The organism is Methylobacterium sp. WL8, from assembly GCF_008040045.1.
Taxonomy (GTDB): domain Bacteria; phylum Pseudomonadota; class Alphaproteobacteria; order Rhizobiales; family Beijerinckiaceae; genus Methylobacterium; species Methylobacterium cerastii.
Genome location: NZ_VRVF01000010.1, coordinates 93,476 through 101,617, shown reverse-complemented (window position 1 = coordinate 101,617; position 8,142 = coordinate 93,476). Strand labels below are relative to the sequence as shown.

Below are 8,142 nucleotides of genomic sequence, written 5' to 3'. Positions count from 1 at the left end.
TCACACGCCTTCCGTCCCTCGCTGGGGTCGACGGTCTGCCCAAATCCCCATAGCTCTGCGCCCGCCATCCCGCGGGTTCGTTCTTCCACGACTTTCGTACGCCTCGCGGCGCCCGAAACTCTTCAGGTTATGCGACGGTCTGCTTTCAGCCCGAATTTTTGAAAAGCGGACGCTGCATAGCACCGAGGCAAACCTTCGTAAGTGCTGACCTGTAAGCTTCCAGGCACACATCGTCGGAAAGCCTTTGCGTGCCGTTGACGGCGGATGGCTCAGTTCGAGACCTGCGTGATCGCCCGTTCGACGTTCACGCGGGCGGACCAGTCCTTGGCGCTGTCCTGGCCCTTGAGGTCGATGAGACGGGCGGCCGTGACGTCGACGTTCTTGAAGTCGGCCCCGGTGACGGTCGCGCCGGTGAGGTTGGCGCCCGACAGGTCCGAGCCCATCAGCACCACGTCGGTCAGGTCCGCGTCGGTGAGGTCGGCGTATTCCAGGCGGGAACGGCCGAGGTTTGCCCCCTTCAGGTTGGCGCCCTTGAGGTTCACCGAGACGAACACGGCCCGCATCAGGCCCATGGATTGGTTCTTGATGTCGGCGCCGCCCTTGAGGTCGACGAGCGTCGCCCCGGCCATGTTGGCGCCCTTGAAGTCGCCGATGGGCATCGACCGGCTCAGATCGGCCCCGCTGAGGTTCGCGTCGCGGGCGGTGATGCCGAACATCTTGGCGCCGACGAGCTTGGCGCCCGAGAGGTCGGCCTTGATGAACCAGGCCTGCTCCAGGTTCGCCCCGCTCAGGTCGGCGCCGCGCAGGTTGGCCTTGTTCAGCCGCGCGGTGCGAAGGTTCGCGCCCTTGAGGTTCAGACCCGACAGGTCGAGGCCGGCGAGTGCCTTGTCGGAGAGGTCGATGGGCTTGCCGTCCGCCTTTGCGATCAGCGCCTCGACGTCGGCCCGGGTCATCTCGGCCTTGGTCATCGCGGCCGAGCCCATGTCGGCGCCCAGGAGCAGGTCCTGTTCGGCATGGACCGGGGCGCTCAGGAGGACGGAGGCGAGCAGAAGGGGGGCGAGGCGGCGCATGGTTTTCTCCCGTTGGTTTTGCCCCGGCCCACAGGAAGCCTTTGCTTCCTCATGCCGTCGCCCGAGCGGATTTTTGTTCTCTAGGGACGGTGGTACTGAGGACGTTTCCAAGCGTCTGTGACCCAGGTCACCGAAGGCTGTGGATCCCCAGGTTTCGCGCATCGACCGGGGCATGGTGGCGTTCAATGACCGCCAGCCCGAGGAGGAAGACCATGCAGAGCGCCCATCAGGTCGAGCGCTGGATCGAGCGCTTTCCGCTGGTCCGAAATTTCAGCGCGAACCACCTTCAGCTCGCGCGGGGCACGGTCGGTTTCCCCATCCTGGAAGCGGGTGCCATCGCGTACGAACTCCAGGACTCATGCGCGAACTACCTCATGTGCATCGACGGCCGCACCCGGGTGTTCCGGATGTCCGAGAGCGGCCGGGAGATGCTGATCTACAAGGTCGGTGCTGGCGGGACCTGCGTCCTCACCACCCAATGCCTCCTGTCGGGCGGGGGCTTCCCGGCGCAGAGCATCGCGGAGGCACGGACCGAACTCGCCGCGTTGCCAGCGGATACCTTTCGCCAGTTGATGCGGGAGAGCGACGCCTTTCGGGACTTCGTCCTCGACGACTACACCAAGCTCCTCACGGGGATGTTCGACCTGGTGGAGGAGGTTGCCTTCGCACCGCTGGAGCAGCGTCTGGCCCGTCGGCTGTTGGTCGAGGCCGACGCCGATGGGATCGTCTGGAAGACGCATCAGCAGCTTGCCTCCGACGTCGGGAGCGTTCGCGAGGTGATCAGCCGCCTCCTGGGAGAGTGGGCCGACACCGGCTTGGTCGAGGTCCGTCGCGGGCAGGTCCAGTTGATGGACCGCGCTGGTCTGGCGACTGGAAGGATGCCTTAGGTATCGAAGGGCATTGGTCGAGGTTCACGGCCCCTCGCCGACAAGACGCCCCGGACCGGGCCTAGGCAGCCGCAATTACTGGGAGCTCGTCGAGCCGGGTGGTGTACCGGGGCGACCGCATCTCGAACTTGGTCGACCATTCGCGTTTGGGGGCGAACCCGGCTGCGCCCGGGACGACGGTCCCACGCCCGAAGCGGCGGTTGCAAGCGTCGAGCGCCTCCATCAGGGCCGCCCCCATTTCCCGGTCGAGTTGGCCGAGGCCGGGCATCGCCCGCTGGGAGGCGGCCAGCGGCATCAGGTCGGTGGTGACCACCCCGGCCTTGGAATAGCGGTACCCGTCCCGCCAGGTCTTCCGGACGCCGTGGGTGGCGGCCTTCACCAGGGCGAGGGTGTCGCTGGTCGCCTCGGGGAAGGTCTCCGTAAGGTTGGGATTGCTCGCCCGCCTCAAGGCCCAGCCATGCGTGGTCGGCACGGGATCGAGATACTGGACGTTGTCGATGGTGATCCGGTCGTGCTCGCCGAACTGCCAGGGCACGACGTTTCGGGCGGGAGCGGCACTCATAGCCGTCCCTCCGCCGCGCGAGGGGCGCAGGCCACCGCGGTGGCTCACGATGGCGGCAGGTCAGCCCTGGGGGTGTCGGAAAGGCGCTCGCGCGCCGATGACGTCTCGCGGCCGGGACGGACCCGGACCGAGGGCGGCCGTTTTCGGAAGGTGTGGTGGGATCGTGTCATCGGGAGGCTCCGTCAAAGGGGTCTCCCGGGCATCGCGACGAGGCGCGACGCTATCCGTGGAAACCGGAATCAGGTTACGCCGGAACGGCCCTGGCCGTCCGGATCACCGCGCGTTTCGAATGCGTGACCATGAGGGATAACTGCAGCTGAACGAGGCGGTCTGCAAGTCGTCCCGAAAAGAGAGCTGGTGATGACTGTGGAAAATCGTTCGAGAGCCTGATCGATGTTCGTGATACCGCCTCGCCTGCGAATGCGCCCGCAGGAGCGCAACCGACCGGCGAGATCGGCGTTGAGGTTGGGCCAGGGTGCGCCCGGCTCAGCTTAGGCCGTGGATGCGGGACGGAGATCCTTCCTGGCCGGAAGCATCACGCGCTGACAGACGTCGTCACGGCATCGTGCGACGGGTCCGACGGAAGGGCGGTCGGGGCATTGAGGATCGTCACGCTGAGCGGGGGTTGGCTCACCGCCTTCGATATCGACAATCACGTCAGGAGGGCGCTGGGCCCCGATCTGAGGACGACGCAGTTCCTCACGGTGCTCGCGCCCTCTGGAAGCAACCTGAAGGTGGACGCTGCCGTCCGACTGCTCTGTTACGCCAACCAGTGCGCCGACCGAGGGATGAGCGTCACGATAGACCTCACCGGAAGTCCGAACGCGCTCGGCTACATCGGCCGCATGATGTTCTTCGAACGACTGCATCCCTCGGTGGCCGTCCTTCCGCAGCGTCCCTCGCCGCTTGAGACGGCGATCCATCGAGGGAGGAACGGCGGGCTCGTCGAGATCGAGCCGGTCAATAGGGATGGCTGCGATCCCGGACTGCCGCGTCGCCTCATCAAGGCCGTGGAGCTGGCCTGTGCGAACCGCCCCGACATCGGCCCGCTGAAGGAAGCCACCTGGACGTCGTTGACGGAGCTCATCAGCAACGTGGAGGACCATAGCTGTACGACGCTCGATGGGTTTGCCGCCCTTCAGGTCTACCGCAACCGCAACAACCTCGTCCTGACCGTGGCCGACAGCGGCGTGGGTATCCTCCGGAAGCTACGTCCCGCGCTGTTGGCGGAGGTTCCGGAGCTGGAGGGGGCGAGCAACGGGGAGATCCTTTGCGAATCCATCCGCAGGGGATTTTCGAGTACCGGCGAGGAGGGGCGCGGTATGGGCCTTCAGGGCTGCGCGGAGAAAGCCCTGAAATACAAGGCCAAGCTGGAGATCCGTACGGAGGATCAGCGTGTCCTGCTCGTTCCTTCCGCGAATGCCTACGAACCCGACCGAGGCCACCATGACGGTGAGATGCCCTATCTGGCGGGAACGCACATGACGTTCACCTTCAGCCTAGCTGCTTGACGTCGTCTGACAAGTCTGCTTAACTGATCCCGATGAACGAGAGGCCAGATATCGTGATCGCCCTTATCGAGATGATGGGAGGCGGAACGGACGGCTGGGGTCGTTCCATGGGCCGCAAGGTCTTTGATCGTCTCCGGGACCATGTCGACAAGCGTCCTGAACAACGGATCTTCGGCATATCGCTCGCTGGCATCGAGCACTTGGACCTGTCCTTCGCCTCTGAAAGCCTCGTCGAGATAGCCAAGCGCTATCGCGGCACGAAGGGCTTCTACTTGACCGACATGCCCGACGACGACGTTCGCGACAACATCGACGCGGCGGCGGCTCGCAAGGATCAGCCCTTGTTCGTGTGGTGCAATCGCGTTCCCACCCTGATCGGTGCGCCGCCCAGCCCCGGCAATCGCGAAGCCCTCGCTTTCGCTCTCGATCGGCCGGCTACCCGCGCATCGGATTTCGCGTCGACGCGCGAGAGCATGTCCATCGCGAACTCGTCATCCAAGTTCAAGCAGTTATGGAACGGCGGTTTCCTGTTGAGGTCCGACGGCAGCGCCGACTCGGGAGGGGCGGAGTTCGTCTACCATCCCATCTCCGACGCGCCGATCGCGGCTTACGCCCGTTAATAGTCAGTCTTCGTGATAAAGGCCCGCATCGTCGATGTGGGCCTTTCGTGTCTCCGAGGAGTGAGAGGAACTAGGCTGCGTTCTTCAGCGGCGGCAGCGCGTGCACGGGCACGAACCGCTCGGCGGGCGAGTGGAAGAAATGACGTCGAAGCTCGGGCAGCTGCTCCCTCGCCTCGGCGAAGGCACGGCTTTTCATCTCCGCGATCCTGGCGACGTTATCGAGGGTGTAGCGACCCGTCGGGACGACGTGGTCGATCCGCCAGATCGCCTTCCTCGTGTGCGGGTCCCCTGTGATGATCCTGGCCGCACCCATGGCGCTGTGCGACTGCCCAGCCATGAACAGCCTGGTTACGTTCGGAGCCATGAAAAGCTTGCCCCCAAAGCGGGACGGAGCCTTCACGTCAGTCGTGGTGCCGATGCTCAGGATCTTCAGGCTTTCGCCTGGCCACCCCAGGACCCCGACCGCCTCGACCGCCGCGACACCGATAGGATTATTAGCCCACACGCCGCCGTCGACGAGCTCGATGTCGTCGCTGGTGAGGTAGGGGCTCAGGAACGTCGGCGCGGCCGCGGTGGCCATGGCCGCGTCGATGGCCGGTTGCCTATAGTCGCTCTCGAACCGAGGGTGGTGCGCCGTCTTGTAGAGGTAGACGTGCTCGTTCACCGGGTGCCAGGACGGGATGACGACCCGGGTCAGGCTCTCGCCCAGTCGCCGATCCCCCAGGATGTCCCTGAGCGCCTTGTTCAGGCTGCGAGAGGAGTATTTGTATCCCAGCCAGTTGGCCAAGCCTCGGTAGCGTTGCCGGATCCAGTTCGCCACCGGCCCGCGGTGCTGGTCGAAGATCTCCGGTCCGCGCTCTTCGTAGAACGCCAAGATCTCACGGGCGCTCAGGCCGAGTGCGAGGCCGAGGGCGATGATCCCGCCGGTGGAGGTCCCGACGATGAGGTCGAAGTAGCGTCCGATCGGTCGGTCGAGATGTTCTTCCAGGCGGGCCAGGATCGCGGCCGGGAAGACGCCGCGGATGCCGCCGCCGTCGAGGGAAAGGACGCGGTACTCGCGACGGAGAGGGTCTTCGGGTTCGATCATGCTCATGATTTTCGCTTTCTCAGAAGGATGGGCGCGGGCGGTCCGCGCGGATCGGGATGCGCTTGGCGGGGCGCGTCGGCGGATGCATCCCGCCTCCCTTCCAGTCGTCCGAGAAGAGCCACTCCTCGAAGTAGCGGAGCCATAAGACGCTCCACGGGACCAGGGTCCTGTCGAGGGGCATCCAGGGCTCCCATTCCCCGGTGCCGGGAAGGTGGAGGCACAGGGAGACGGGGGATTGCGAATAGACGTGCGGGAGCTTTCGCCCGCCTGCGACGGCCCGCAGGTCGGGGGCGTCCACGAAGACACGTGGCGCGCGGCGCGGGGCCTGAACGATCCGGAGGTCGTAGAGCCGCCCGAGCGGGTCGGGCGAAGTCGTGAAGCGCCAGTCCAGCCCGGCCGGCCCGGAGGCGCCGTTCCCCGGGCAGATCGGATTGGTGCTCAGGTTCAGGAACTGCTGCGCCGGCGTCAGTGAACGCCGTCTCCGGATCGCGGCGGCCAACATCAGCTCCCGTAGAAGGTGTTGGAACGGACGGGGGTGGCACCGAGAAGGGGCGTCGTGACCGTGGTCAGGCCGACGCCCGGGGCCACGGAAAGTGTCCCGGTCCGTCGGGCCGCGGCGAGTTCGGCGTCCATCGCGGCGAACACCTTGCCGATCGGCCGCGGACCGAACATTCCCTCCATCCTGCGCCGAACCTGATCGAGTCCCTCGGCTTGCCCAAGGGCTTCGAGGTCGGCGAGCACGCTGGCGTGCCACTCGAAGAAGGCCTTGGCCCGGCCGGGCTTCCTGTTCCACTTCTCGGCGAAGTTCTCGCCCTGGGTGGCCGGGTTCATGATGAACCACACGAGGCGCCCGTCCACGACCTCGTGGCGGATGAAGTCCGTCATCCCGCGGACGACGGCGACCAGGGCGTCGTACTCCGTGTCGAAGGTGGTGCCCGCCAGCGCCGAGTAGCTCAAGGCGAGCAGCGTCGTCACGATTACCGAGATCGGTGCGAGGGAGAGATCGATCCCGTGTCGATCGACGTGGACGTCGCGGTGCCGCTTGGTCACCTGCACGATGACCCGAAGCATGCCTTTCTCGGACGCGTGGACGGGGAAGGGCTCGATGTCGGCGCGGAGGCCGGCCGCCTCGTCGAAGGACTTCGTGACGCGGATGCGCAACGTGAGGGAGGCCCTGGCCTCGAAGTCGCTACGGTAGCCGCTCGGGTTCGACGGCTTCCACTGCCTCAGCGCCTTGTCGGGGACGAGCTCCCCTCCGTTCGGGCAATCCGGGTTCCTGACGGAGGGCGTGATGTCCAAGTGGAACCGGTCGGCGTAGTTGAGCCGCCAGCAGCGGGGCATCTCCTCCAACAGGGGTGCGTAGATGCCGGAGGCGCGCAGCCTGTCGCCGATGATCCTCTTCACCTCCGCCGGTGCGATGCCCAAGGAGGCGGCAAGGAGGAGGCACACGAGGTCGACGTCGAACTCGGCAACTCCGAGCGGCTTCACGACCGTACCGAGCGCGACCGAACCCTGAAGGTACAGCCTCAGGTTTCGCAGGAACGGGTGATCCCCCTCCGACAGCCAGCGGGCGACTCCGTCGTAGCGGTCCGCCGCCTCCTCCCTCCTCCCCTGGGGGATGTCCAGGGTCATGGCCGTTGCGTGGAAGAGCTCCATGAGGCGTGTTTTTCGAAAGACGCCCCTTCGATCCATGAACATGTCGGTCTTCTCCTCGCCCTCGTGCGGCTCTCGATAATCTGGTTCAGTGCTTTCAATTAACCGGATTTATCAATGAATGGCGCGCTGCGCAAGCCGTCATCGAGCGAGGTGCGATCACGCCGAGGGCCGTCGAACGGACATCCGACGTTCCCCGGCGATCGTGCCGGCGCTAGATGTTTGATCCCAGGGTTTGATGGTGCAGTCTTCACGTCGGAGTGGAGGGATGCGCTATGGGCCAAGTTCTTCACGGCAGTCGCGTCATCGCCCTCACCTTTCAACTGAGCCCAAGACCCAAGCTTGACGATAAGTTCATGGTTTGTTCGGATCGGGCTAGGGCGGCCCGACGGGGCCGCCCTTCCTTACGTGTTACTCCCCCCGCCGCGACAGGACCTACTTCCGGTCAATTCTCAGCACGACGTAAGTCCGAGACTTCGCGGACATAATTGGAGCGTCGGGTCCGGGATCAGAAGACCGTCGCCGTGCCCGTTTCGATCCCCAACGCACACCATCAACCGCATTAACGGCCGCAGGTGATCCGTCTTCAGCGGCGGCCCCCGGAAGGAGGCCGCAACCAAACATCCCTATGGGGAGCTACCAATCATCCCCTTCGCACAACCAAACTCACCCGATCGCTACACAAACCGAAACCATTGAATTTCAAGGCTCGGCGTTGTGCTCCCGCAGATCTTGCATTTTGAGCAGAGGCC

The 8,142-nt window shown here is 65.2% G+C and carries 7 protein-coding genes and 1 pseudogene; 3 read left to right on the top strand and 5 right to left on the bottom strand.

The window, feature by feature from the left end; translation table 11 throughout:
• Nucleotides 1–269 precede the first annotated feature (269 nt).
• A complete protein-coding gene (locus FV234_RS06290; RefSeq protein ID WP_147828418.1) occupies nt 270–1,070 on the bottom strand; it encodes a pentapeptide repeat-containing protein in 801 nt (266 codons plus the stop codon).
• A gap of 212 nt (nt 1,071–1,282) precedes the next feature.
• Here FV234_RS06290 and FV234_RS06285 point away from each other — a divergent pair, with 212 nt between their 5' ends.
• Complete coding sequence (locus FV234_RS06285) at nt 1,283–1,957, top strand: Crp/Fnr family transcriptional regulator (RefSeq protein WP_147828417.1); 675 nt, start codon at nt 1,283–1,285, stop codon at nt 1,955–1,957.
• Between the two features lie 61 nt (nt 1,958–2,018).
• Here the strand turns inward: FV234_RS06285 and FV234_RS06280 are convergent.
• Nucleotides 2,019–2,372: pseudogene (locus FV234_RS06280) on the bottom strand (DUF4113 domain-containing protein); the annotation flags it as partial.
• 746 nt (nt 2,373–3,118) lie between these two features.
• On the opposite strand from FV234_RS06280, the gene FV234_RS06275 reads away from it, so the two are divergent.
• Both FV234_RS06275 and FV234_RS06270 read left to right on the top strand, forming a co-directional pair.
• On the top strand, nt 3,119–4,030 hold the full coding sequence (locus tag FV234_RS06275) for an ATP-binding protein (protein WP_147828416.1): 912 nt from the start codon (nt 3,119–3,121) through the stop codon (nt 4,028–4,030).
• Nucleotides 4,031–4,062: 32 nt separating this feature from the next.
• Nucleotides 4,063–4,650 carry a hypothetical protein gene (locus FV234_RS06270; protein ID WP_210250851.1) on the top strand — a complete coding sequence of 196 codons (588 nt, stop codon included), beginning with the start codon at nt 4,063–4,065 and terminating at the stop codon, nt 4,648–4,650.
• A 70-nt stretch (nt 4,651–4,720) separates the two neighbouring features.
• On the opposite strand, the gene FV234_RS06265 is transcribed toward FV234_RS06270, so the two are convergent.
• Genes FV234_RS06265 through FV234_RS06255 form a run of 3 tightly spaced genes read right to left on the bottom strand, consistent with a single transcriptional unit; the run spans nt 4,721 to nt 7,393 of the window.
• Nucleotides 4,721–5,743, bottom strand: a complete 1,023-nt coding sequence (locus tag FV234_RS06265) for a CBASS cGAMP-activated phospholipase (protein WP_246686127.1) — start codon at nt 5,741–5,743, stop codon at nt 4,721–4,723.
• A gap of 13 nt (nt 5,744–5,756) precedes the next feature.
• Entirely contained in the window at nt 5,757–6,236 is a 480-nt protein-coding gene (locus FV234_RS26100; protein WP_246686126.1) for a hypothetical protein, read from the bottom strand.
• A 2-nt stretch (nt 6,237–6,238) separates the two neighbouring features.
• Entirely contained in the window at nt 6,239–7,393 is a 1,155-nt protein-coding gene (locus tag FV234_RS06255) for a nucleotidyltransferase (protein ID WP_210250849.1), read from the bottom strand.
• Between the last annotated feature and the right edge of the window lie 749 nt (nt 7,394–8,142).